Annotated in this window: 24 protein-coding genes and 1 tRNA gene; 16 read left to right on the forward strand and 9 right to left on the reverse strand. The window is 63.8% G+C overall.

Features of this window, described 5'->3' with window-relative positions; all coding sequences use genetic code 11:
* Positions 1–52: 52 nt before the first annotated feature.
* On the forward strand, positions 53–808 hold the full coding sequence (gene kduD / locus PGB28_RS16400) for a 2-dehydro-3-deoxy-D-gluconate 5-dehydrogenase KduD (RefSeq protein WP_271422607.1): 756 nt from the start codon (positions 53–55) through the stop codon (positions 806–808).
* A gap of 42 nt (positions 809–850) precedes the next feature.
* Here the strand turns inward: kduD and fabA are convergent, their stop codons facing one another.
* Positions 851–1360 carry a bifunctional 3-hydroxydecanoyl-ACP dehydratase/trans-2-decenoyl-ACP isomerase gene (gene fabA, locus PGB28_RS16405; protein ID WP_271422608.1) on the reverse strand — a complete coding sequence of 170 codons (510 nt, stop codon included), beginning with the start codon at positions 1358–1360 and terminating at the stop codon, positions 851–853.
* Positions 1361–1561: 201 nt separating this feature from the next.
* Here fabA and irrA point away from each other — a divergent pair, with 201 nt between their 5' ends.
* Positions 1562–1990 (forward strand): iron response transcriptional regulator IrrA, encoded by a 429-nt coding sequence (gene irrA / locus PGB28_RS16410; protein ID WP_271422609.1) that lies wholly within the window; start codon positions 1562–1564, stop codon positions 1988–1990.
* Between the two features lie 59 nt (positions 1991–2049).
* Here the strand turns inward: irrA and PGB28_RS16415 are convergent.
* From PGB28_RS16415 to PGB28_RS16425, 3 genes are all read right to left on the reverse strand, one after another.
* Positions 2050–2136, reverse strand: a tRNA-Leu gene (locus tag PGB28_RS16415).
* A 63-nt stretch (positions 2137–2199) separates the two neighbouring features.
* Positions 2200–2769: a tetratricopeptide repeat protein gene (locus PGB28_RS16420; protein ID WP_271422610.1), complete on the reverse strand. Its 570-nt coding sequence runs from the start codon at positions 2767–2769 to the stop codon at positions 2200–2202.
* 29 nt (positions 2770–2798) lie between these two features.
* Positions 2799–3275 (reverse strand): Lrp/AsnC family transcriptional regulator, encoded by a 477-nt coding sequence (locus PGB28_RS16425; RefSeq protein ID WP_271422611.1) that lies wholly within the window; start codon positions 3273–3275, stop codon positions 2799–2801.
* Positions 3276–3383: 108 nt separating this feature from the next.
* On the opposite strand from PGB28_RS16425, the gene putA reads away from it, so the two are divergent.
* The 3 genes from putA (at position 3384) to PGB28_RS16440 (ending at position 8087) form a co-directional block, all read left to right on the forward strand.
* Positions 3384–6818 (forward strand): bifunctional proline dehydrogenase/L-glutamate gamma-semialdehyde dehydrogenase PutA, encoded by a 3435-nt coding sequence (gene putA, locus PGB28_RS16430; protein WP_271422612.1) that lies wholly within the window; start codon positions 3384–3386, stop codon positions 6816–6818.
* 31 nt (positions 6819–6849) lie between these two features.
* On the forward strand, positions 6850–7596 hold the full coding sequence (locus PGB28_RS16435; RefSeq protein WP_271422613.1) for a rhomboid family intramembrane serine protease: 747 nt from the start codon (positions 6850–6852) through the stop codon (positions 7594–7596).
* A gap of 107 nt (positions 7597–7703) precedes the next feature.
* On the forward strand, positions 7704–8087 hold the full coding sequence (locus PGB28_RS16440; protein WP_271422614.1) for a RidA family protein: 384 nt from the start codon (positions 7704–7706) through the stop codon (positions 8085–8087).
* A 47-nt stretch (positions 8088–8134) separates the two neighbouring features.
* Here the strand turns inward: PGB28_RS16440 and PGB28_RS16445 are convergent, their stop codons facing one another.
* Genes PGB28_RS16445 through PGB28_RS16460 form a run of 4 tightly spaced genes read right to left on the reverse strand, consistent with a single transcriptional unit; the run spans position 8135 to position 11569 of the window.
* Positions 8135–8533 carry a DUF2177 family protein gene (locus PGB28_RS16445; protein ID WP_271422615.1) on the reverse strand — a complete coding sequence of 133 codons (399 nt, stop codon included), beginning with the start codon at positions 8531–8533 and terminating at the stop codon, positions 8135–8137.
* A gap of 28 nt (positions 8534–8561) precedes the next feature.
* The gene (locus tag PGB28_RS16450) at positions 8562–9551 is read right to left on the reverse strand and encodes an Ldh family oxidoreductase (protein WP_271422616.1); all 990 of its coding nucleotides are present in this window, start codon (positions 9549–9551) and stop codon (positions 8562–8564) included.
* Positions 9544–10653, reverse strand: a complete 1110-nt coding sequence (locus PGB28_RS16455) for a pyridoxal phosphate-dependent aminotransferase (protein WP_271422617.1) — start codon at positions 10651–10653, stop codon at positions 9544–9546. Before PGB28_RS16455 ends, PGB28_RS16450 begins: the two co-directional genes overlap by 8 nt.
* Before the next feature lie 46 nt (positions 10654–10699).
* Positions 10700–11569 (reverse strand): LysR family transcriptional regulator, encoded by an 870-nt coding sequence (locus PGB28_RS16460; RefSeq protein ID WP_271422618.1) that lies wholly within the window; start codon positions 11567–11569, stop codon positions 10700–10702.
* Between the two features lie 90 nt (positions 11570–11659).
* On the opposite strand from PGB28_RS16460, the gene PGB28_RS16465 reads away from it, so the two are divergent.
* The 11 genes from PGB28_RS16465 to PGB28_RS16515 all read left to right on the forward strand — a co-directional run bounded on the left by PGB28_RS16465 (position 11660) and on the right by PGB28_RS16515 (position 20930).
* Positions 11660–12190, forward strand: a complete 531-nt coding sequence (locus tag PGB28_RS16465) for a flavin reductase family protein (RefSeq protein ID WP_271422619.1) — start codon at positions 11660–11662, stop codon at positions 12188–12190.
* 9 nt (positions 12191–12199) lie between these two features.
* Complete coding sequence (locus PGB28_RS16470) at positions 12200–13672, forward strand: aldehyde dehydrogenase (protein ID WP_271422620.1); 1473 nt, start codon at positions 12200–12202, stop codon at positions 13670–13672.
* Positions 13673–13687: 15 nt separating this feature from the next.
* Positions 13688–14746 (forward strand): LLM class flavin-dependent oxidoreductase, encoded by a 1059-nt coding sequence (locus PGB28_RS16475; RefSeq protein ID WP_271422621.1) that lies wholly within the window; start codon positions 13688–13690, stop codon positions 14744–14746.
* Positions 14736–15332, forward strand: coding sequence for an amino acid synthesis family protein (locus PGB28_RS16480; protein WP_271422622.1), 597 nt, complete (start codon positions 14736–14738; stop codon positions 15330–15332). Before PGB28_RS16475 ends, PGB28_RS16480 begins: the two co-directional genes overlap by 11 nt.
* Positions 15333–16133: an alpha/beta fold hydrolase gene (locus PGB28_RS16485; protein WP_271422623.1), complete on the forward strand. Its 801-nt coding sequence runs from the start codon at positions 15333–15335 to the stop codon at positions 16131–16133.
* Between the two features lie 13 nt (positions 16134–16146).
* Positions 16147–17835, forward strand: coding sequence for a thiamine pyrophosphate-binding protein (locus PGB28_RS16490; RefSeq protein WP_271422624.1), 1689 nt, complete (start codon positions 16147–16149; stop codon positions 17833–17835).
* Between the two features lies 1 nt (position 17836).
* A complete protein-coding gene (locus PGB28_RS16495) occupies positions 17837–18205 on the forward strand; it encodes a carboxymuconolactone decarboxylase family protein (RefSeq protein WP_271422625.1) in 369 nt (122 codons plus the stop codon).
* A gap of 99 nt (positions 18206–18304) precedes the next feature.
* Positions 18305–19603: a lipoprotein-releasing ABC transporter permease subunit gene (locus PGB28_RS16500; RefSeq protein ID WP_271422626.1), complete on the forward strand. Its 1299-nt coding sequence runs from the start codon at positions 18305–18307 to the stop codon at positions 19601–19603.
* Positions 19596–20279, forward strand: a complete 684-nt coding sequence (locus PGB28_RS16505; protein WP_271422627.1) for an ABC transporter ATP-binding protein — start codon at positions 19596–19598, stop codon at positions 20277–20279. The genes PGB28_RS16500 and PGB28_RS16505 overlap by 8 nt, the downstream gene beginning before the upstream one ends.
* A 169-nt stretch (positions 20280–20448) precedes the next feature.
* Positions 20449–20640, forward strand: a complete 192-nt coding sequence (locus tag PGB28_RS16510) for a hypothetical protein (protein WP_271422628.1) — start codon at positions 20449–20451, stop codon at positions 20638–20640.
* 98 nt (positions 20641–20738) lie between these two features.
* Positions 20739–20930 (forward strand): hypothetical protein, encoded by a 192-nt coding sequence (locus PGB28_RS16515; protein ID WP_271422629.1) that lies wholly within the window; start codon positions 20739–20741, stop codon positions 20928–20930.
* On the opposite strand, the gene PGB28_RS16520 is transcribed toward PGB28_RS16515, so the two are convergent.
* Positions 20902–22107: a pyridoxal-phosphate-dependent aminotransferase family protein gene (locus PGB28_RS16520; RefSeq protein ID WP_271422630.1), complete on the reverse strand. Its 1206-nt coding sequence runs from the start codon at positions 22105–22107 to the stop codon at positions 20902–20904. The genes PGB28_RS16515 and PGB28_RS16520 overlap by 29 nt on opposite strands.
* Positions 22108–22194: the final 87 nt, after the last annotated feature.

Here is a 22194-nt window from a genome sequence, read left to right on the forward strand (position 1 = left end):
GGCTCTGTATCAGCGCGTGAAATCATGGCAGGTTTGCGCAAGAGGAGAGACCATGACCCGATTTTCCCTGAACGGAACCCGCGCCTTTGTCACCGGGGCCAATACCGGCATTGGCCAGGCGATCGCCATCGACCTCGCCCGGCAGGGTGCGCATGTGATCGCCGTTGGCCGGTCCAACATGGACGACACGCTGGCCGCCGTGCGGGAGGTGGGCGGGCTGGCCGATCCGCTGATCGCCGATCTGGGCAGCGTCGCCCGGGCAATTGCGGCGTTCGGGGACGCCTCCGAGCGCTTTGGCCCCATCGACATTCTGGTCAATAATGCCGGGATCATCCGGCGCGCCGACAGTCTCGATTTCTCGGAACAGGACTGGGACGACGTGATGGATCTCAACCTGAAGGTCGTGTTCTTCCTGTCGCAGGCCTTTGCCCGCGCCTGTATCGCTGCGGACAGGAGCGGCAGCATCATCAATATCGCGTCGATCCTGTCTTTTCAGGGCGGCATACGCATTCCGTCCTACAGCGCCGCCAAAAGCGGGTTGGCGGGGTTGACAAAAACGCTGTCGAACGAATGGTCGGCCCGGGGGATCACGGTCAACGCTGTTGCGCCGGGCTATGTGGAGACGAACAATACCGAGGCGCTGCGCAACGATCCCGACCGTCATCAGGCCATCCTTGACCGCATCCCCATCGGTCGCTGGGCGCAGCCCGAGGATATCGCCGGGGCGGTGACCTATCTTGCCTCGCCTGCCGCGCGCTACGTGACCGGGATTACCCTGCCGGTAGATGGTGGCTGGCTGGGCCGGTAGGTCCAGACCTCGCTGTTTTCATGAGGACGGCGGGGTGTCGCCTCAGCTTTCGCTGAGCGCGACTTTCATGTCCTTGACCTGATAGATCACCTCGCCATCGGCCTCGACGATACCATCAGCGACGCCCATGGTCAGGCGGCGGGTCTGGATGGCCTTGGTGAAATCCACCTTGTAGGTCAGCATCTTGCGGTCCGGGCGCACCATGCCGGTCAGCTTGACCTCGCCCACGCCCAGCGCATAGCCGCGCCCCTGCCAGCCGCGCCAGCCGAGGTTGAAGCCGGTGAGTTGCCACAGACCATCAAGGCCAAGGCAGCCGGGCATGATCGGGTTGCCGGGGAAGTGGCAGTCAAAGAACCAAAGGTCGGGTGTGATGTCGAATTCGGCGACCACGTGCCCCTTGCCATGTGCGCCGCCATCCCCGGAGATATCGGTGATGCGGTCCATCATCAGCATCGGCGGTTCGGGCAGCTGCGCATTGCCGGGGCCAAAGAGCTCGCCACGGGCGCATTTCAACAACTCGTCTCGGTCGAAGCTGGTAGGATAATCGGCCATGAAAAGCGCCTTTCTGGGCTGTGGATATCTGCGGTTTTGATCTGGCTTCCTCTAGCACCCCGGCGCGCGCGCTTGCAAGTGTCGCGGGCAAGTGTCGCGCCCGGGCGGCAAAATCGGTGATTTTACACGGCTGTTACGCGCGGATCATTGAAAACGGTTCTCAAAAGGCTCTATATATCGGACAAGAAGGAGATCGTGTTCATGCAGACGACAACGGCAGAGATGACCCGTGGCACCGAATGGCTGGCTGGCGCCGGTCTGCGCCCGACGCGGCAGCGGCTGACGCTGGCTGCGCTGCTGGTCGGTGACGGCAAGAACCGGCATGTGACGGCAGAAAGCCTGTTTTCCAAGGTGCAGGACAGCGGCGAGCGCGTGTCGCTGGCCACGGTCTACAACACGCTGCGCGCCTTTTGCGATGCCGGGCTGATGCAAGAGGTCACGGTGGACGGCTCCAAGAGCTATTTCGACACCAACACCCATGACCACCCGCATTTCTACTGGGAGGATGAGGGGCATCTGACCGATGCACCCGCCGATCAGCTCAAGATTGTGGCCCTGCCCGATGCGCCCGAGGGGGCGGAGATTGCATCCGTGGATGTGGTGATCAGGTTGCGGCGTAAGGATCGGTGATCCGGAGCGGTCGAATTTTCGTCGAAAATTCGGCCCGCACTATCCCCCTGTGAAATCGCTGGTACCCGCGGCCGGACTCGAACCGGCACGGCCATGACGGCCTGGAGATTTTAAGTCTCCTGTGTCTACCATTCCACCACGCGGGCCAGCGGGGGTGACATTAGTCCAGCCCCGGGGGCGTGAAAACCGCGAAATGATGCGCAGCGGCGTTAAAGTTCAGACCCGGCCGCCTGCTTCAGAGGCTCAAGGAACCGGCGTTCGGACAACCACGGGTTCAGCGCCAGCGCGGCCTCCAGATCGGCCAGCGCCTGCACGTGATTGCCCAGCGCCATATGGGTCAGCGCCCGGCCCGAGAGCGCGCCGACATGGCGCGGACTGAGCGCCAGCGCGCGGTCCAGATCGGGAAGGGCCGCGGCATAGTTCTGCTGGATGAACAGCACGAAACCACGCTGGTTATAGCCTTCGGCATAAACCGGGCAGTAGTCGATCAGGCGTTCGAAATCCTGAAGCGCGCCGAGCAGGTCATAGCTGGAGCGTTTGCGCATGCCGCGATCGAGGATTTCCTGCGCGCTTTCATCGGGGGCTTCGGCCCAAAGCGCCCACATCCGGTTGACCACCGGTGCGGCGGCCCCTTCGTTCGGGGCGGCGCGCACCTGTTCGAACAGTGTGTCGAGTTGCGCGCTGTGATCGGGCGCAGCGGGGCAGGTTTCGGCCATCAGGGCGGCGGGCAAAAGCGCGACAAGCGCAGCGAGCGGGAGGGTGCGGGCAGAGCAGGTCATGCCCTACCCTGCCATGAAATATTTAAAACTTAAGTCACATCCGCGAGACCGGTTTCCTTGACCGCCTGCATCGCCACATAGGTCGAGGTATTGGCCACATGCGGCAGGGTCGAGATTTTCTCGGCCAGAACACGGCGATAGGCACGCATGTCGGTTGTGCGGATTTTCATGAGATAATCGAAATTCCCGGCGATCAGATGGCATTGCTCGATCTCGGGGATCCGCGCCACCGCCTTGTTGAAGGCATCCAACGCGGTTTCGCGGGTCTCTGTCAGACGCACCTCGACAAAAGCCACGTGATCAAGACCAAGCCGGATCGGGTCCAGAAGCGCGCGGTAGCCACGGATCACGCCCTCTTGCTCCAGCCTCCGGAGCCGCGCCTGCGTGGGGGATTTTGACAACCCGATGCGTTTGGCCAGATCGGTGATCGAGATGCGCCCATCCTCGGCCAGCACGGTCAGGATGGAGCGGTCAAAGCGGTCGAGGTCAAACTGGTCTTTTTGCACTGTGAAACCCTGTATGTTCGAAACTTTAGGCCGCCATACTGCCATCAATCAGGAAGCATGGCCAGTATTTTTGCGATATACTGGGTACATCGAACAGGAGGGCTTTCCATGCCACGCGATACGCTGTCTACCCTGCGCAACCGCATCGACGAAATGACCTATGCCAATGAGGCGGAGACCATTGCCGCACTCACGGATGTGGCTGCCCTGAGTGAGGCCGACCGCGAGCGCATCGTGGCGCAGGCCGCCGGGCTGGTGCGGCGCATCCGGGACAATTCGGACCCCGGGCTGATGGAAGTGTTCCTTGCCGAATACGGTCTGTCAACAGATGAGGGCGTGGCGCTGATGTGTCTGGCCGAGGCGCTGTTGCGCGTGCCCGATCCGGAAACCATCGACGCGCTGATCGAGGACAAGATCGCGCCGTCGAACTGGGGCCGCCATATGGGGCATTCCACCTCGCCGCTGGTCAATGCCTCGACCTGGGCGCTGATGCTGACCGGCAAAGTGCTGCGCGAGGATGCCGAGCCGGGTCCCGTGGGCCATCTGCGCGCCGCCGTGAAACGGCTGGGCGAGCCGGTGATCCGCACCGCCGTGGGCCGCGCGATGAAGGAGATGGGACGGCAATTCGTGCTGGGCGAGGATATTCAGGCGGCGATGAAACGCGCATCGGGCATGGAGGCCAAGGGCTATACCTATAGCTATGACATGCTGGGCGAAGCGGCGCGCACCGATGCGGACGCCATGCGCTATCACGCCGCCTATGGCCGCGCGATCGAGGCGATTGCCAGGGGCTGCACCCATGGCGATGTGCGCAAGAACCCCGGTATCTCGGTCAAGCTCTCGGCGCTGCATCCGCGCTATGAAGAGGCGCAGAAGGACCGTGTGATGGAGCACCTCTATCCCCGGCTTCGCGATCTGGCGCTGATGGCGCGGGGGCGCGACATGGGGCTGAATATCGACGCCGAAGAAGCCGACCGTCTGTCGATTTCCATGGACCTGATCGAGCGGTTGATGCGCGATCCGGGGCTGGCCGGTTGGGACGGGCTTGGCGTGGTGGTGCAGGCCTTTGGCCAGCGTTGCGGCGCGGTGCTGGAATTCCTGCACGATCTGGCCGAAGAGACCGACCGGCGCATCATGGTGCGGCTGGTCAAGGGGGCCTATTGGGACACCGAGATCAAGCTGGCTCAGGTCGAGGGGCTTGAGGGCTTTCCGGTCTTTACCTCCAAAGCCGCGACCGATGTGAGCTATATCGCCAATGCGCGGCGCTTGCTGGGCATGACGGACCGGATCTATCCGCAGTTCGCAACCCACAACGCCCACACAGTGGCCGCCATTCTGGACATGGCGGAGGACCGCGATGCGTTCGAATTCCAGCGGCTGCACGGGATGGGCGAGGCGCTGCACAATATCGTGCTCAAGGACAATGGCACGCGCTGCCGGATCTATGCGCCGGTGGGGGCGCATCGCGACCTGCTGGCCTATCTGGTGCGTCGGCTCTTGGAAAATGGGGCGAACTCATCCTTTGTGAACCAGATCGTGGATGAGGATGTGCCGCCAGAGGTGGTGGCGCGCGATCCGTTCGAGGCGCTGACCGACCCGGCCCCGCATCTGCCGACCGGGCCGGAGCTGTTCGCGCCCGAACGTGTCAATTCGCGCGGCTGGGACCTCGCCCATCGCCCGACGCTGGAGACGATCAACGCGGCGCGGGAACCATGGCGCAAGTACCAGTGGGAGGCCACGCCGATCCTTGCCGGAGATTCCGCGCCGGAGCCGTGGCAATCGGTGGGCAACCCCGCGCGCAGTGACGAAACCGTGGGCGATGTGCGTTTTGCCAGCGCCGCCGATTGCGAGACCGCCCTGTCTGCGGCGCGCGTCTGGGAGGCTTTCCCCGACGAGCGGGCGGCGGTGCTCAACAAGGTGGCGGACCTTTACGAGGCCAATTACGGCGAGTTATTCGCCCTGCTGGCGCGTGAGGCGGGCAAAACCCTGCCCGACGCCGTGGCGGAACTGCGCGAGGCGGTGGATTTCCTGCGCTACTACGCGGCCAACGCTCCAAAGGACGCGCCGGTGGGTGTGTTCACCTGTATCAGCCCATGGAACTTCCCGCTGGCGATTTTCACCGGACAGGTGGCGGCGGCGCTGGCGGCGGGCAACGGCGTGCTGGCGAAACCGGCGGAGCAAACCTCGCTCATCGGATGCCGGGCGGTGGAACTGATGCATGAGGCGGGCGTGCCGCGCGACGTGCTGCAATGCCTGCCTGGCGCGGGCGCGGTGGGCGCAGCGCTCACCTCTGATGCCCGCGTGGGTGGCGTGGCCTTTACCGGCTCGACCGAGACGGCTTTGATCATCCGCCGTGCCATGGCGCAGCACTTGGCCCCCGGTGCGCCGCTGATTGCGGAGACCGGCGGGCTGAACGCGATGATCGTGGATTCGACGGCGCTGCCGGAACAGGCGGTGCAGGCGATCATTGAGAGCGCGTTCCAGTCGGCGGGGCAGCGCTGTTCGGCTTTGCGGTGCCTCTATGTGCAAAGCGACATTGCCAAGGGCTTCACCGAGATGCTCAAGGGCGCAATGGAGGCGCTGCACCCGGCGAACCCATGGGGGATCGAGAGCGACCTTGGACCCGTGATCGACGCAGAGGCGCAGGCGGGGATTCTGGACTATGTGGCCAAGGCCCGCGCCGGGGGCCGGGTGCTCAAGCAACTGCGCGTGCCGAATGACGGGCATTACGTGGCCCCGGCCCTGCTGCGTGTGAATGGCATCCAAGAGATGGAGCGCGAGATTTTCGGCCCCATCCTGCATCTGGCGACATTCGAGGCCGATGAGCTTGACGCGGTGATCGACCGGATCAATGCCACGGGCTACGGGCTGACCTTTGGCCTGCAGACGCGGATCGACGACCGGGTGCAGCATGTCTCCGAGCGCATCCATGCGGGCAATATCTATGTCAACCGCAACCAGATCGGCGCGATCGTGGGCAGCCAGCCCTTTGGCGGCGAGGGGATGTCGGGCACCGGGCCGAAAGCGGGCGGTCCGAATTACCTGAGCCGTTTCACGCGGCATGAGGCGGACAGGGTTGACGCCGCGCCGGGTGCGCCGGTGGATGCGGCGGCGCTTCAGGAAGCGATCAATGCAAGGCCGCTGCCCGAGGCGGAGGCGCCGCTGTCCCTGCCCGGGCCGACAGGGGAATCCAACCGGCTGACCGCCCTGCCCCGTCCGCCGGTGCTGTGCCTTGGGCCGGGGGATGCCGCCGCGGCCGCGCAGAAAGACGCCATCGAGGCGCTTGGCGGCTTGGGTCTGCGCGTGGGTGGCGCATTGCCCGCGGAGGCGTTGAGCACGCTCACGGGCATCTCGGGCGCGTTCTGGTGGGGCGATGACGACACCGCGCGGGCCTATGCGCAGGCGCTCAGTCAACGTGACGGCCCGATCCTGCCGCTGATCACCGGACGCCCGGACAAGGGCCATGCATGTCACGAGCGTCATGTCTGTGTCGATACCACCGCGTCGGGCGGGAATGCGGCGCTTTTGAGCGGAATGTCTTGACCTTGGCGGGGGCAGGCCACAGCTTGCCCCCATGTTTCCGATCCGAGATCACAACCCGTCCGGCCGCACGCCCTATGTCACTTATGTGCTGATGGCGATCAATATCGTCGTGTTCATTTTCTACGTGGACATGTTCGACAATCCGCGCGCGATAAACGCGTTCTACTGGGACTACGCGCTGATCCCGGCCAAGGTGAGCGCGGGCGAGGGCTATCTGGGGCTTCTGACATCCATGTTTCTGCATGGCGGCTGGATGCATCTGGCGGGTAACATGCTGTTTCTGTTCATCTTTGGCGACAATGTCGAGGATGAGATGGGGCACGGGCCATTCTTGCTGTTCTATCTCGCTGCCGGCTTGGCGGCGGCCTTTCTGCAATATGCCACGGCACCGGGGTCGATGATCCCGGTGGTGGGGGCCTCGGGGGCCATTGCCGGGGTGATGGGCAGTTACCTGCTGCTCTTTCCCAAGGCCAAGGTGGATATCCTGATCATCTTCATCGTGTTTTTCCGGGTCTTCCCGATCCCGGCCTGGATCATGCTGGGTCTGTGGTTCGGCCTGCAGCTGTTTGGCGGGTTTGGCACGCCCGGCGATCAGGGCGGCGTGGCCTATTGGGCGCATGCGGGCGGGTTCATTGCGGGGCTGGTGCTGACATTTCCGCTGTGGCAGCGGCTGGGCGGCGCGCAGTTCTGGGCGCGCAACGAAGGCCATCCGCCGCATCCGGAGGCGAAATACAAGCTGTCGCGCACGTCGATCCCCAAGGCGGGGCGGCGGCGGTGAGCAAGCTTGCCGGGCCTCTACCGGGGTAGAGCCGCGCCTGCCTCGCTTGATCTGTCACTGCGGACAGACATAGTTTGTAAAGAACATGCAAGGAGAGGGGAGTTCCGATGGAAAAGCAAGTCATTCACCATCCCGAAATGCCAGCACCCTATGGTGCCTATTCGACAACTGTCCGCGCGGGAGACTTCCTTTTCATTTCCGGTCAGGCCGGTATCGAGCCGGATACTGGGGCCAAAGCAGGTGAAGACTTTGAAAGCCAAGCAAGGCAAGCCTTCGAAAACCTGCAAACCTGCCTCGCATGCTCAGGGGCTTCCATGGCAGATGTCGTTAAGGTCATAACATGGCTGGGCGATGCCAACGAACGTGCCGCTCTTAATCAGCTTTTCGGCGAGTACTTTCCAAATGATCCACCGGCACGCTCAACCCCGATCGTCGACCTCCCGATGGGCCTGCTCCTGTCCATAGAAGCGACCGCTATCGCCCGGAGTTGAGACCATAGGATCAATGGCAGCTCCGGCATCAGTCCGGAACCGCGCAATCACGAAACGGCACGCGCGATCATCACCCCCGCCCAGGCCGACACGCCGGTGAGGCAGATGCCCCAGACCATATCCACCGCGACCATCTGCGGCGACCAGGCCTTGAGCGTGGCGTAATTGGTGAACTCATAGGTGCCATAGGTCAGCGCGCCGAACAGAGCCCCGCCCAGAAGCGCCTGAACCGGCGCGCCGGATTTCAGCGCGGGCCAGCTGACGAAATACAACAGCCCCGCGATGTAGAACAGGTAGAACACCAGCGCCGGGACAAAGCGGAAGCCATCGACCAGCAATTCACCGATATGGCGCTCGAACAGCGGGCGCAGGATGTTTTTAAGCCCCACCACGTCCAGCGCGAGAAACACGACCGCCGTCGCTATGTAGAGGATCACCAATTGCATCTGTCACACCATCATCGGAGGTGATGTGTCAGTTAGCGCTATACTCCGAGAGTGCCAGAATATTTTTCCATAGCGCGTCCGGGACCTCGACAGGGTCTTGTTGTGCCTTGCCCTGCCCCGGCATGCGGGTGCCTGCGTCCTGCCCCACGGTGTCTGCCAGCGCGGCGAGCTTGTCGTGGAAATCGGGCGCAGTGGCCGGGTCGATCAGGATGTAATACTGGCCCAGATCATGCGGCGGGCCGTCGGGTGCCTTGAGCGGTTTGACATCGCGCGACAGCACCGATCCGGTCAAAGCGGCGGCAAGGATTTCGCCCATCAGGCCAAAGCCCCAGCCCTTGTAGCCGCCCGAGGACACCAGCGAGCCCTTGAGCGCGGCGTCCGGATCGGTGGTGGGGTTGCCATCCGCATCGAGCGCCCAGCCTTCGGGGATACGCTCGCCCGCCGCCTTGGCCATGGTGATCTTGCCCAGCGCCACGGCGGTGGTGGATTGGTCAAACTGCATCGCCACGCCACCCCGCCCGTCCGGCACGGCAAAGGCCATGGGGTTGGTGCCGATCACCCGGGTCTTGCCGCCCGGCGCGGCGACGATGGGCGAAGCATTGGTAAAGCCCAGCCCGATTTTACCCGCCTTGGCGATCTGTTCAGTAAAATAGCCCAGCGAGGTGCAGGTATGGGCGTGGCATATGGCCAGCGTGGCGATGCCGCAATCCTCAGCCGCGTCCAGCGCCTGTGACAACCCGCGATGAAAGGCAGGCTGCGCAAAGCCGAAACGCGCATCCACCTGCACAAGGCCCGGGCGCGGGCGGGTGACTTCGGGGTCCACCGTGCCGTTGACGCGGCCTGTGAGCAGTTGCTGGCAATAGCTTTCCACGTAGTAAAGGCCACAGATGCGGTTGCCATAGCCTTCGGCCTTGCGCACCGCATGGGCCATATGTGCGGCAATCCAGTCTGCTGCGCCATGGGCGATGAGCGCCTGTTTCGTGGTGCATTCGATCTCATCAAGGGTGATCTCAGCCATGCCCGGCCTCCTTCAGGGCGTGCGGGAGCGCGGCGGCAAAAGCGTCGAGCATCCCGGGCGGGCCTGCGCTGACCCGGATACAGCGGTCTTCGGGCGCGACAAAGGGCATGCGCACGAAAATACCGCGCGCCAACAGCGCCTGCAGCACGGCGCGGGCAAAGTCGCCGTCGCGGCCGCAGTCGATGGTCACGAAATTGGTGGCAGAGGGCAGCGCGGTGAGGCCGTTTTCGGTTGCAATGTCGGTGATGCGGGCACGGGCGCGGGCCACCTCGGTCTGGATATGGGAGAGCCAGTCGCGGTCAGCCCAAGCGGCCAGCGCGCCGATCTGGGCCGTCCGGTTCATGCCGAAATGGTTGCGCACCTTGTCATATGAGGCGATCAGGTCGACATGCCCGATCACATAGCCCACCCGCGCACCGGCCATGCCATGCGCCTTGGAGAAGGTGCGGAAGCGCAGCACCTGCGGGTCGCTCACATCCATGGGCGGGGCGGTGCCCTCGGGGGCGAACTCGATATAGGCCTCGTCCAGCACCAGCACGCAGCCATCGGGCAGCGCATTGATCATCGCCTGAATGCGGTCGGCGGAATGCCAAGTCCCCATCGGGTTGTCGGGATTGGCGATATAGACCAGCTTGGCGTCCACCTCGCGTGCCTTGGCGATCAGGGCGTCGGGGTCTTCATGGTCGTCGCGATACGGCACCTTGTGCAGCGTGCCGCCATAGCCCGCCACGTGGAAATTGAAGGTGGGATAAGCCCCGTCCGAGGTCACGACATGATCGTCGGGGCCGACCATGAGCCGCACCGTGGAATTCAAGAGCCCGTCGATGCCGGAGCCGACGACGATATTTTCCGGTGCCACGCCCAGATCCCCGGCCAGCGCGTGGCGCAAGTCATGGCTGGTGCTATCGCCGTATTTCCAGATCTCGGCTCCCGCGCCCTGCATGGCGGCGATCGCCTTGGGGGACGGGCCAAAGACGCTTTCATTGGCGCCCAGCCGGGCAATGAAGGGCGCGCCGCGGTCGCGCTCCATTTTCTCCGGGCCGACAAAGGGCACGGTCTGGGGAAGTGCTGCGACAATGGGGGTGTAACGTGGTCCTCTCATGGGGCGCACTATGGCAGAGCGGGATGGTGATGCAAGCCGGGTCCGGTCAGGCCGCTTTCAACCGGCTCACCAGACCCGGAAACCAGCTCCAGTTCTGTGCAGCAGCGTCATTGACCACGAGACAATTCTTGCGGGTGTAGACAGGCGCGCCCACCACGGCAAAAATCTGGCCCTGCTCCACGAACCGCGCGGCCAGCGCCTCGGGCAAGTAGGCGGAGCCATGATTGTCGAGGATGAACTGCAGCGCCCACCACGAGCTGTCAAAGCTGATCCGGGCGATCCCGGCGTCGTGATAGGTTTCCGCATGGGCGCGGCGGTATTCGGCCCCGTGATCGACATAGATGTAATCCCCGTCGCCCACCACCTGTGCATCCGGACGGTCGGAATAGAGCACCAGCCGTTCCGAGGGCAGTTCGTGAATGGTCTGATGCCCGCGCGCCACGGCCTCATATGTCAGGATCATGTCCACGGAGCCTTCGAGCAGCCATTGCGCCAGATCGGCGCTGCTGCCCTGATGCATGGAGATCGCCATTTCGGGGTGGCGTTTCAGGATGTCATGAAACACCTGCCGCCCCGGCCCGTGCCAGAGCTCGCGGTCGCAGCCGAAGGTACAGACCGCATCCAGCCCCTCGGGCAGGGCGGTGTCGAACTTCGCCTGCCGCCAAAGCCCGGTCATGATCCGCGCGTAACCCAAGAGCTTGGTGCCCGCCGGGGTCAGCGTGGCGCCGGATTTCTGACGGTTGAGCAACACCTGCCCGACCTCGTCCTCCAGCGTCTTGAGCCGCGCGGTGACGGTGGATTGGGTCACGTTCATCTTTTGCGAGGCACGCACAAGGCTTCCGGTTTCGACAATGGCGATGAAGGTCTGGAGCGAGGTGATGTTCACGGGCGCGGCCTCAATTCGATTTTTTTGCATTTATGAAGCAAAACAATTCGCTTTCAAGAATTAACTGCCCGTGACACGTTCTGCGCATCGAAGATTTCCCGGAATGTGAGGAGCGACGCGATGTTTCGTGACAGCACTGATCTGGTGGCCAGAGATCGCTTTATCGCCGCCATGCGGCAAGTGGCCTCGTCGGTTACGGTGGTGACCACGGATGGGAGCGCCGGACGCCATGGCGCGACGGTGAGCGCGTTTTCCTCGGTCTCTGCCGATCCGCCGACGGTGCTGGTCTGTCTGTTTGCCAACAGCCGGATCGCGCAGGCGGTGACCGGGAATGGCGGATTCTGCGTCAACGTATTGTCGGAACGCGACGCCGAGATCGCAGACCGCTTTGCCGGGCGGCATGACCAATGGGTCGGCGACCGGTTTTCGGGGATTGATTGCTATGGCGCGCCGGGCACCGCGCCGCAGATCGACGGGGCCACGGCCTTTCGCTGCGACCTGCAGCAAACCCTGCGCTCGGGCTCACACCTGATCGTGCTGGGTCATGTGCGCGATGTGCTGGCCAGCCATGCCCGGCCCCTGGCCTATCGCGACGGCTGTTACCACCGGGTGCTGCCCCACACGACACCTGTGCGCATGGCGGCAAGCTGAGAGGGCATGATGAAACGCTACAAAATGCTGATCGACGGGGAGTGGGTGGCCGCAAGTGACGGCGGCATATTCCCCAGCCTGAACCCCGCCACCGGAGAGACCTGGGCCGAGATCCCCGAAGCCAGCGCCGGGGACGTGGACCGCGCCGTACGCGCCGCGCATCACGCCTGTTACGAGGGGCCATGGGCCAAGATGAGCGCCACGGAGCGCGGCCATTGCCTGCGCCGTCTGGGCGATTTGCTGGCCGAGCGGTCCGAGCATCTGGGCGAGGTGGAGACCCGCGACACCGGAAAGATGTTCAAGGAGACCCGCTGGCAGGCGAAATATATCAGCGAGTTCTACCATTTCTACGCAGGTGCCGCCGACAAGATCCATGGCGAGACCCTGCCCATCGACAAGCCCGATATGTTTGTCTTTACCAATCGTAAACCGCTGGGCGTGATCGCGGCGGTGGTGCCGTGGAATTCGCAGCTGTTCCTGTCGGCGGTCAAGATCGGGCCAGCGCTGGCCGCGGGCAACACGGTGGTGTTGAAGGCGTCTGAACATGCCTCTGCCGCGATGCTGGAATTTGGCGCGCTGATTGCCGAGGCGGGCATTCCCGACGGGGTCGTCAATATCGTGACCGGCCATGGCGATCCCTGTGGCAAGGTGCTGACCTCGCACCCGCTGGTGGCGCGGGTGTCCTTTACCGGCGGGCCTGCCTCGGCGCGGCATGTGATTGGCAATACGCGCGAGAACTTTGCCGAGATCAGCCTTGAGCTGGGCGGCAAATCGCCCTTCATCATCTTTGATGACGCAGATATCGAAAGCGCCGTGAACGGGGCCGTGGGCGGGATTTTCGGCGCGTCGGGGCAAAGCTGTGTCGCGGGGTCGCGGCTACTCGTACATGAGGATGTGGCGGACGAGGTGCTGGCCCGCATGGCAGCGATTGCCGAAGCGGTGCGGATTGGCGATCCGATGGCGGAAGAGACCGATATGGGGCCGCTCTGCACCCATGGGCAGTTGGAAAATATCGAGCGCGAGTTGGCCCGTGCGGTGGAAGAAGGCGGGCGCATCATCTGTGGCGGCAAGCGCGCCGAGGCGGGATCAGACATGTATTTCCGGCCCACCATCGTCGATTGCCCGCGCCCGGACCTTCATATCGTCGATACCGAGCTGTTTGGCCCGGTGCTGAGCGTGCTGCGCTTCCGCACCGAGGAAGAGGCACTAGCCCTGGCCAATGACACGGTGCACGGGCTGGCGGCGGGCATCTTTACCCGCGACAGCGCCCGTGCGCTGCGCATGAGCCGCGCGGTACGGGCGGGGATCGTCTGGGTCAACACCTATCGCGCGGTGTCGCCGATTGCCGAATTCGGCGGCATGAAAACCAGCGGATACGGGCGCGAGAGCGGGTTTCAGGCGGTCTATGACTACACGCGCCCCAAGACCATCTGGATGAACACATCGTCAGAGCCGCTGGGCAGCCAGTTCGTGTCTCGCTGAGCAAGGGAGGACAGGATGAAATTCCATATTGCCATTAACCTCGAACGGACCGACCCCGGGACGGATATGCGCGCGGTGCGCGACCATACGCTGGAAATGGTGCAGATGGCCGATGAGGCGGGGTTCGAGATCGCCTGGGCCGCCGAGCATCACGCGCTTGAGATGACGATTGCGCCCAATCCGTTCCACCTCATGACATGGTGGGCAGATCATACGCGCAATATCCGCGTGGGCGCAGGCGTGGCCAATGCCGCCTATTGGCATCCGATCAAGCTGGCCGGTGAGGCGGCGCTTTGCGATCTGCTCTCTGGCGGGCGGATGGAATTTGGTGTCGGCTCGGGGGCCTATCAGCGCGAGTTTGACCGGATGTTCCCCGGTCTCGCTCAAAAAGACAGTTGGCAATATATGCAGGAGATGCTGCCGCTGGTGCAGAAACTCTGGGCCGGCGACGTGGAGCATGACGGGACCTATTGGCAGTTCCCGCGCGCCACCTCCTGTCCCAAGCCGATGCAGAGCAAGGTGCCGGTCTGGGTCGCGGCACGCTCGCCCATCACCTTTGACTACGCGGTTCAGAATGACTGCCACATCATGAGTTGGCCGCTCACCCTGCCGTTTTCCGAGGCCGAGAAATATCGCGCTATGCTGGATGACAGCATCGCGCGGCTGAACCCCGGCTATTCGGGGAAGTTCGCGATGATGCGGCACACGGTGGTCTATGACAGCGAGGCAGACCGGCAGGCCAGCATCGCGGCGGTCCGGCAGATCCTTGCGCGGTTCGGCAATCTGATGATGCAATCGGGCGATGTGGTGAACGGCTATCCCGATCCCGTGCCGCTGGAGAGCCTGGAAGGGAATTACCGGGTCGATCCCGAGATGCTGGAGCAGAACCTGATGCTGGGGCGGCCCGATCAGGTGGTGGAAAAACTGCGGCTTTACGAGGGGATCGGGGTGGATGCGTTCATCTACTACGCCTCGATGGGGCTGGATATGGAGCGGCAGAAACGCTCGCTGAAACTGTTCATCGACGAGGTCATGCCCGCCTTCGCAGAAAAGGAGCTGGCCCATGCCGGTTGAAATACGCCGCACGCTCTTGTGGCAGCAGACCACCTTTCTTGAGGGGTGGAAAAAGGTGAGTGAGCCAACGCTTCTGGTCGCGGCCATGGCGATTATCCGCAATCCGTGGTTCGGGCGCGGCCATGTGGAAAACATGCGGCCCGAGATACAGGAGCACGGGCCGGAGCTTGGCAAGCTGTTGACGAATATGCTGCTGGGCGTGACCGGCGACAGGCTGGAAGGGTGCGGCAAAGCGTCGGTGGTCGGCATGGGCGGCGAGATCGAACATGCGCAGGCGCTGACCCATACGCTGCATTTCGGCAACCAGTTCCGCGAGGCGATCAACGCCAAATCCTATCTGGTGTTCTCCAACACGCGCGGGGCGGCGAATTGCCCGGTCACCATTCCGCTGATGGACAAGGACGATGGCGGGCGGCGGTCGCATTACCAGACCATTCAGACCTCTGTCGCTGATGCGCCCGCCGAGGATGAGATCATCGTGGCGCTTGGGGCCTCGGTGGGCGGGCATCCCAACCACCGGATCGGCGATCGGTATGAGGACCTGGCCGAGATGGGCCGGGATGTGGACAACCCGGCGGGGGTTTGAATGGCGGTCACGAAAGACGGCACCGCCTATGATCTGACCGGACCCGAGAGCGCGCCGGTGGTGGTGCTGATCCACGGGCTTGGTCTGACACGCGGGGCGACGTGGGACGGGATTGCCCCGGTGCTGGCGCGGCGCTTCCGGGTGCTGAGCTATGATCTCTTGGGCCACGGGGAAAGCGCGCGGCCGGAGGGGCCAGTGAACCTGACGGCGTTGAGCGAACAGGTGATCGCGCTAATGGATGCGTTGGGGATCGAGCGGTCCGCGCTGGTCGGGTTTTCGCTGGGCGGGATGATCAACCGGCGCTGTGCCTTGGATCATCCGGGCCGGGTGTCTGCGCTGGCGATCCTGAATTCGCCGCATGACCGGGGCGAAGAGCAGCAACAGATCGTCGAGGAGCGCGCCCGCGCCAGCGCTTCGGGCGGCCCGGCGGCGGGAATCGACGTAACGCTGGCGCGCTGGTTCACCGAAGAGTTTCGCCGCGATCACCCGGAGCAGGTGGCCGCGATCCGCGATACCGTGCTGGCCAATGACCCCGCAAATTACGCCGCACACCGGCAGGTGCTGGCCGAAGGGGTGCGCGAGCTGATCGCGCCCGATCCGCCGCTCACCCATCCCATGCTGGTGATGACCTGCGCACATGACAGCGGCTCCACCCCGGCGATGAGCCATGCCATCGCGGCCGAGACCCCGGGCGCCGAGACGATCATTGTCCCCGAACTTCAACATCTGGGCCTGATTGAGCAGCCCGGGCTGTTTTCCGACCCGCTTCTCGATTTTCTGAACCGGGTTCTGCCGACATAAGAAGGAACACCCCATGACCCAAATGTCCGGTGGACAGGCCGCTGTCCAAGCTCTCAAGGCGGAAAAGGTGAAATATGTCTTTGGCCTGATCGGGTCGGCGACGATGGAGATGTTTGACGCGCTCTATGACGCGAAAGAGATCAACTTCATCGGTGTGCATGACGAGCGCACCGGCACGCATATGGCGGATGGCTATGCAAGGGCCAGCGGCGAGACCGGGGTCATATTGGCCGGCCAGAACGGCCCCGGCACGACAAACCTTGTGACCGGGCTGGCGCAGGCCAAGGCGGCCTATACACCGCTGGTCTCCATCGGGGGCGCGCTGGCGACGGGCCATGTCTATCGCGACGCGTTTCAGGAGGTGGACCAGCAGGCGCTGTTCACGCCGATCACCAAGAAGACGTGGACCGCGCCATCGACCGAGCGGGTGCCCGAACTGGTGCAGGAGGCGTTCCGCGTCGCCAATGCGCCGCGCAAGGGACCGGTGCAGTTGAACCTGCCGCGCGATGTGCTGGCGGGACAGGCAGAGTTTGGCGAGATGGCCCGGCCCGAGACCTATCGCCCCGTGAGCGCCATGGCCGCGCCAGAGGCCGCGATTGCACAGGCAGCAAAGATGCTGGCCGGGGCGACGCGCCCGGTGATCATGGTGGGCGGCGGGATCAAGAATACCGGGGCCGCCAAGCGTGCCATCGCGCTGGCCGAGGCGTTTGGCGCGCCGCTGGTCTCGTCGCCCGGGCATGGCGACGCGATCCCTTTTGGCCACCCGCTGAACGCCGGTCAGATGGGGCCGCGCGGCAATGAGGTGGCCTCGCGTCTGGTCAAGGAGGCCGATGTGATCCTGGCCCTTGGCACGCGGATCGGGTTCAACGCCACCTTCTACAGCTACGACAATATCAACCGCGACGCGGCGATCATCCATGTGGAGCAGGAACCCAGCGCGATTGGCCGGTATTTCCCGGTGGCGTTGGGCATCTGGGGGGATGCGCCCACAGTGGCGGCGCAATTGACGGCGGAGGCCGCGAAACTGTCGATGCGTGCCGAGGCAGAGGCCTGGACCGAGAGCTACAAGGCCGAGCGACAGGCGTTCCTGAGCGCCCGCGATACCGAGGCCGAAGTCGCCAACTCGATCATCCAGCCCTCGGGTCTCTTCAAGACCTTGCGCGATGTCTGTCCCCGCGACGCTGCCTATACGATGGATGCGGGGACCTTGTGTCTTCAGGCGACGGACAAGCTGAATTACTGGCAACCCAAGAGCCTGTTCACGCCGCTCGATTTCGGGCTGGTGGGCTTTTCCTTTGCCGCGGGGCTGGGCGTCAAGCTGGCCATGCCCGAGCGGCCAGTGATCTCGCTCATGGGCGATGGCGGTTTTGGCATGACCACGTCCGAGCTGTCCACGGCGGTGGATTACGGCATCAACACGGTGACCGTGGTGATGAACAATGGCTGCTGGGGGGCGGAAAAGGCCTATCAACGGGATTTCTTCAACGGGCGCTATATCGGTGCGGACATTTCCTCGCCCCCGTTTGACAAGCTGGCCGAGCTTTACGGTGCCAAGGGGTATCGCGCCGAGACGCTGGCGCAAACGGCAGAGGCGATCGAGGCGGCGCTGGACTGCGGCAAACCGGCGGTGGTGGACGTGATGGTGGACCCGGCGGCGCTTTATTCCTTCCGCCGCGACAGTTTCAAGCATCGTGGAGGCTGAAATGAGCGACAAGAGATACCCCGCGACCGAGGCGCAGCGCGCCACTGGCGACTGGAACCCATTCTGGACGCAGTTGGAAGAGCTGGACCCCGATTACCTTGAGGCGTTTTTGCAGTTCCGGTCGGTGCCGCAGAACGGCCCGCTGGACCAGAAAACCAAGGAGTTGATCTTTATCGCCGTCAACGTGGCCACAACACATCTCTGGCCCTCGGGTGCGCGGCGGCACATGGCCAATGCGCTGGCAGCGGGGGCGACCAAAGAGGAAATCCTCGAAGTGATCCAGTTGACCTCGATCATGGGGATACATTCCATGACCATGGGGTTGCCGATCCTGTTGGAAGAGGCGGAAAAGGCGGCGCAAGCCGGTTAGGTCGTTGGCCCAAAACCCGCCTGCGCGCTGGGTCGTGGCAAAGACCGCTTGACCCTTGTTCCGGCATTGCCCACTTTCCCGCCAAAGCAAGGAACAGGCATGAGCAGCAAGACACCCCGCGCACCCGCGCCCTTTGCCCCGTTTGAATGGATGATCGCCTGGCGCTATCTGCGCGCCAAGCGGGCCGAGGGCGGCGTGAGCGTGATGACCTGGATCAGCCTGATCGGGATCACGCTGGCGGTGTTTGCGCTGATTGCCACGCTGGCGGTGCGCTCGGGCTTTCGCGCGGAATTCGTGGACACGATCCTGGGCGCGAATGCCCATGTGACGATCTACAATCAGGCCGAGGCGAACGAGTTCGGCCAGTTGGAGCGCACCATCCCCGATTACGAGGCGATGGCCGCGCGGATCGCAGCGCTGGACTTCGTCACGCGCGCCGCGCCGTTGGTCAAGGGGCAGGTCATGGCGACCGCGCGTGGGCGCAATGCCGGGATCGAGGTGTTTGGAATTTCCGCAGTGGACCTGTCCACCCTGCCCCGTATTGCCAACCCGGAGGCGAAACAGGGCGACCTGAGCCGCTTTTCCGAGGGCATCGCCGTAGGCTCGGGCGTGGCGCGGGAACTGGGCGTGACCGTGGGCGACAGGATCAAGGTGATCTCGCCCGACGGGGTCAGGACGCCCTTTGGCACCTCGCCCCGGGTCAAGGCCTATGAGGTGGTCTATATCTTTACCGCCGGGCGCTACGACATTGACCGCACGCGGGTCTACATGCCGTTCGACGAGGCGCAGGTCTATTTCAACCGCGAGGGCGCGGCGGATGAGATCGAGGTCATGGTGACCGATCCCGACCGGGTGAATGATCTGGCGCTGCCACTCCTCCGCGTGGCGGGGGACCGGGCGCTGGTCTGGACATGGCGGGATGCGAGCGGGTCGTTCCTGCGTGCGCTGGAGATCGAGGATAACGTGATGTTCGTGATCATGGCCATTCTGGTGCTGATCGCGGCAATGAATATTGTGTCCGGGCTGATCATGCTGGTCAAGAACAAGGGCGGCGATATCGGCATCCTGCGCACCATGGGGCTGTCCGAGGGATCGGTGCTGCGGGTGTTTTTCATCTGCGGGGCCTTTACCGGGCTGATCGGCACGGTGCTGGGGGTGATCCTGGGATGCCTCTTTGCGATCTATATCGACGCGGTATTCTCTTTCGTGAACTACATCGCGGGTGGCGGGGTCTGGGACCCGTCGATCCGGGGGCTTTATTCGGTCCCGGCCAAGCTGGAAATGGGCGATGTGCTGAGCGCGGTGGCGCTGTCGCTGGGGCTGTCATTCGTGGTGACGATCTTTCCGGCGCGGCGTGCGGCGCGGCTGAACCCGGTGGAGGCGCTGCGCTATGAGTGATCCGGTGCTGGAACTGGCCGGGGTCGAAAAGACCTATAACAAGGGGCGCGAGAACGAGGTTGCGGTGCTGCGCGGGGTCGATCTTGCCCTGCAGCCCGGCGAGGTCGTGGCGCTGGTGGCGCCCTCGGGCGCGGGGAAATCGACGCTGCTGCATATCGCCGGTCTTCTGGACACGCCGGATAGTGGCGCGGTGCGCATTGGTGGCGAGGATATGGTGGGGCTGTCGGACCGGCGGCGCACCGGGGTGCGGCGGCGCGACGTGGGATTTGTCTACCAGTTCCACCATCTGTTGCCGGAATTCACCGCGCTGGAAAACATCGTGCTGCCGCAACTGGCCAACGGTGTGGCGCGCAAAGATGCGGATGCGCGGGCGCAAGCGCTTCTGGAAAGCGTGGGCGTGGGCGCGCGGGCGGGGCATCGGCCCGGCGCTTTGTCAGGCGGCGAACAGCAGCGCGTTGCGTTTTGCCGGGCTCTGGCCAATGCGCCGCGCGTTCTGCTGGCGGATGAGCCCACCGGGAACCTTGATCCCGCCACCTCAGACACGGTGTTTGACGCGCTGATGCGGCTGGTGCGCGAAACCGGGCTTTCAGCACTGATCGCCACGCATAACCTTGATCTTGCGGCGCGAATGGACCGGCAATTGCGGCTGGATGCCGGGCAGTTGACCGGGATGTGACGTAGCGGCAAGACTCGACAAATGCCCTAACGCATTGCCCTGTTGCAGAATTTTACCTGACATTTACCCCCGCTGCGCTAATCTGACGCAGGGAGCCGTGAAACATCCGGGCGTTGCCCGGAGCACTTGCGGGTGAGAACCGCGCGCCGATTCAAGAAGGGGGACAGACATGTTTGACAAACGAACCGCTTTTGCCGTGACCAGAGCACCAAGCCTTGATGGCGCTTGTCTTGCGCTCTCCGGCATCAACCTGATCTGGGCGCTGTGCGCGCTGTTTTTCATAGGTGGCCTGCCCCTGACGCTGATAGCGGCGCTGGGGTTTCACCTTTGGCTTCAGAGGCTTGAGGCCACGCAGGAGTGACCCGGCAAAGCGCAACAAAGGGCTTGCAAGAAAACTTTACCTGACTTTTGCCGTAGCTGCGTTATTCTGTCGCAGAGGCATATCCAAGGAGGTGGCCCATGCATGACAGAGCAAATGATCGCGCCATTGGCGTTGCCCCGAATTATACCGGTGCTTGTATCGTGATGTTCGGCGTTAATATCGCGTGGATATTCCTTGCGTTGCTGGCGATGCTGGGCCTGCCAGCCGTGCTGATGCTTGGGTTGGCGCTGCATTACTGGATCAACTGGTTGGACGTGCGGCGGCGCTGATCACCTGTGCGGCGGCGGTGACACCGCCCGGCGCATACGGGATGTCCAGCGCACCCAAACCCGCCTCGACACATCCCAGCAAACCCATAACCATATGCGCATTCACATGGCCCATATGGCCGAACCGGAACCAGCCGTGGCGCGCGTCGCTATCTGGCGGGGCCATGCCCAACCCGATGCCCAGCGTCACGCCCGCCTGATTTTCGCACCAGTCGCGCAGGTGCAGCCCGTGCGGCGCGCCAATCTTGACGGTGGTCACCGCACGGCTGCGATGCGTGGGATCGGCGATATTGAGCGCCATGGGGCCGTCTGTTCCCCAATGATCGACAGCGGCCCAGATGGCGCGCGCAAGCGTGGCGTGGCGGGACCAGATGCCCTCCATCCCCTCCTCCATCATCATGTCAAGCGCGACGCGCATGCCGTAGAGATGGTTGGTGAGCGCGGTGCCCCCGAAATACTGGTAGTACCATTCCGGATTGGCCCGCGGTGCCCAATCCCAATACATCGGCACCCGTTCGGGCCGGTGCTCTGCGGCCTTGGGCGAAAAGAACAACAGCCCCATGCCCGGCGGCAGCATCAGCCCCTTCTGGCTGGCCGTCACCAGCACATCGACACCCCAGGCGTCCATTTCGAACCGGTCACAGCCCAGCGACGCCACGCAATCCGCCATAAGGAGCGCGGGGTGCGCCGCCGCATCCATGGCGGCGCGCAGACCGGCAATATCGTTGCGGACCGAGGTGGAGGTGTCCACGTGAACGCCCAGAACCGCCTTGATCACGTGGTTGGTATCGGCGCGCAAACGCGCTTCGATGCGGTTCAGGTCCATCGGCGATTGCAGCCCGAAATCGATGAACTCGACCTCGATGCCCAAAGCGCTGGCCATTTCGGCCCAGCCATTGGCAAAGCGACCGGTGACCGGGACCAGCACGGTGTCGCCAGGATTGAGCGTATTGGCGATGGAGGCCTCCCACGCGCCGTGGCCATTGCAGATATAAAGCGCAACATGATGCTCGGTCCGGGCCACGCGGCGCAGGTCGGGGATCAGCGAGGCGGTCAGGTCGACAAGTTCGCCCTCGTAGATATTGGCCGAGGCGCGATGCATGGCACGTTGCACGGCGTCCGGGGTCTCGGACGGGCCGGGGATTGCGCGGTAATGGCGTCCATTGGCAAGCGACATGAAGCGACTCCAAAATGATACCGGCGCAGCTAACCCCGGCAAAGTGTCGCCGTCAATCGGACCCGGATCGCTTGCCAGCGCGCGCCC

Source organism: Primorskyibacter aestuariivivens, assembly GCF_028023675.1.
GTDB classification, from domain to species: Bacteria; Pseudomonadota; Alphaproteobacteria; order Rhodobacterales; family Rhodobacteraceae; genus Marinovum; species Marinovum aestuariivivens.

What these genes read in the sequence shown, in the direction of transcription:
- kduD (WP_271422607.1), top strand. Translation starts at nt 53, where the DNA reads ATGACCCGATTTTCCCTGAACGGAACCCGCGCCTTTGTCACCGGGGCC.
- fabA (WP_271422608.1), bottom strand. Translation starts at nt 1,360, where the DNA reads ATGGCCGATTATCCTACCAGCTTCGACCGAGACGAGTTGTTGAAATGC.
- irrA (WP_271422609.1), top strand. Translation starts at nt 1,562, where the DNA reads ATGCAGACGACAACGGCAGAGATGACCCGTGGCACCGAATGGCTGGCT.
- PGB28_RS16420 (WP_271422610.1), bottom strand. Translation starts at nt 2,769, where the DNA reads ATGACCTGCTCTGCCCGCACCCTCCCGCTCGCTGCGCTTGTCGCGCTT.
- putA (WP_271422612.1), top strand. Translation starts at nt 3,384, where the DNA reads ATGCCACGCGATACGCTGTCTACCCTGCGCAACCGCATCGACGAAATG.
- PGB28_RS16435 (WP_271422613.1), top strand. Translation starts at nt 6,850, where the DNA reads ATGTTTCCGATCCGAGATCACAACCCGTCCGGCCGCACGCCCTATGTC.
- PGB28_RS16440 (WP_271422614.1), top strand. Translation starts at nt 7,704, where the DNA reads ATGGAAAAGCAAGTCATTCACCATCCCGAAATGCCAGCACCCTATGGT.
- PGB28_RS16445 (WP_271422615.1), bottom strand. Translation starts at nt 8,533, where the DNA reads ATGCAATTGGTGATCCTCTACATAGCGACGGCGGTCGTGTTTCTCGCG.
- PGB28_RS16450 (WP_271422616.1), bottom strand. Translation starts at nt 9,551, where the DNA reads ATGGCTGAGATCACCCTTGATGAGATCGAATGCACCACGAAACAGGCG.
- PGB28_RS16455 (WP_271422617.1), bottom strand. Translation starts at nt 10,653, where the DNA reads ATGAGAGGACCACGTTACACCCCCATTGTCGCAGCACTTCCCCAGACC.
- PGB28_RS16460 (WP_271422618.1), bottom strand. Translation starts at nt 11,569, where the DNA reads ATGCAAAAAAATCGAATTGAGGCCGCGCCCGTGAACATCACCTCGCTC.
- PGB28_RS16465 (WP_271422619.1), top strand. Translation starts at nt 11,660, where the DNA reads ATGTTTCGTGACAGCACTGATCTGGTGGCCAGAGATCGCTTTATCGCC.
- PGB28_RS16470 (WP_271422620.1), top strand. Translation starts at nt 12,200, where the DNA reads ATGAAACGCTACAAAATGCTGATCGACGGGGAGTGGGTGGCCGCAAGT.
- PGB28_RS16475 (WP_271422621.1), top strand. Translation starts at nt 13,688, where the DNA reads ATGAAATTCCATATTGCCATTAACCTCGAACGGACCGACCCCGGGACG.
- PGB28_RS16480 (WP_271422622.1), top strand. Translation starts at nt 14,736, where the DNA reads ATGCCGGTTGAAATACGCCGCACGCTCTTGTGGCAGCAGACCACCTTT.
- PGB28_RS16485 (WP_271422623.1), top strand. Translation starts at nt 15,333, where the DNA reads ATGGCGGTCACGAAAGACGGCACCGCCTATGATCTGACCGGACCCGAG.
- PGB28_RS16490 (WP_271422624.1), top strand. Translation starts at nt 16,147, where the DNA reads ATGACCCAAATGTCCGGTGGACAGGCCGCTGTCCAAGCTCTCAAGGCG.
- PGB28_RS16495 (WP_271422625.1), top strand. Translation starts at nt 17,837, where the DNA reads ATGAGCGACAAGAGATACCCCGCGACCGAGGCGCAGCGCGCCACTGGC.
- PGB28_RS16500 (WP_271422626.1), top strand. Translation starts at nt 18,305, where the DNA reads ATGAGCAGCAAGACACCCCGCGCACCCGCGCCCTTTGCCCCGTTTGAA.
- PGB28_RS16505 (WP_271422627.1), top strand. Translation starts at nt 19,596, where the DNA reads ATGAGTGATCCGGTGCTGGAACTGGCCGGGGTCGAAAAGACCTATAAC.
- PGB28_RS16510 (WP_271422628.1), top strand. Translation starts at nt 20,449, where the DNA reads ATGTTTGACAAACGAACCGCTTTTGCCGTGACCAGAGCACCAAGCCTT.
- PGB28_RS16515 (WP_271422629.1), top strand. Translation starts at nt 20,739, where the DNA reads ATGCATGACAGAGCAAATGATCGCGCCATTGGCGTTGCCCCGAATTAT.
- PGB28_RS16520 (WP_271422630.1), bottom strand. Translation starts at nt 22,107, where the DNA reads ATGTCGCTTGCCAATGGACGCCATTACCGCGCAATCCCCGGCCCGTCC.